The 721-nt window shown below is 75.0% G+C and carries 1 pseudogene; it reads left to right on the top strand.

The window, feature by feature from the left end:
- A pseudogene (locus LG943_RS27600) lies at window positions 1–426 on the top strand (succinate--CoA ligase subunit alpha); the annotation flags it as partial.
- Window positions 427–721 lie beyond the last annotated feature (295 nt).

Consider the following 721-nt stretch of genomic DNA (forward strand, 5'->3'; position numbering starts at 1 on the left):
GGGCGGATCGGGTTGGTGTCCAAGTCGGGCACGCTGACGTATCAGATGATGTATGAGCTGCGTGACATCGGGTTCTCCACGGCGGTGGGCATCGGCGGGGACCCGGTGATCGGCACGACCCACATCGACGCTTTGGCGGCGTTCGAGGCCGACCCCGGTACCGACGCGATCGTGATGATCGGCGAGATCGGCGGGGACGCCGAGGAGCGGGCCGCGGAGTTCATCAAGGCCAACGTGTCCAAGCCGGTCGTGGGCTATGTGGCCGGGTTCACCGCCCCGGAGGGCAAGACGATGGGCCACGCGGGTGCGATCGTGTCGGGTTCGGCGGGCACGGCCGCGGCCAAGAAGGAGGCGTTGGAGGCCGCCGGCGTCAAGGTCGGCAAGACCCCCAGCGAAACCGCGGAGCTGGCCCGCGCGCTGTTCTGACCGCCTGACGGCCCCGCCGCGCGCCGCCACCCGGCCGCGCCGGCACCCGTAGGCACCCGGCCGCGCCCCACCGCCACCACCGGCGGCGGGGCGCGGCCTTTCGCATGCCCCGGATCCGCCGCGGTCGTCTAGCACACCGGGTGCGCGCGCCGCCCGCCGACACGCCCGGGCAAACCCCGGGGAACGCGGCGTGCGGCTGGCAGCATGGGAGGGGTGAGCGCGCCCGCACGTCCCTCCCCGAACCCCGGTGGCGGCCGGTCCCGCCGCGCGGCCTCCGACGCGCGCGGCGCCGGCC

The organism is Streptomonospora mangrovi (assembly GCF_027604915.1).
Lineage (GTDB): Bacteria > Actinomycetota > Actinomycetes > Streptosporangiales > Streptosporangiaceae > Streptomonospora > Streptomonospora mangrovi.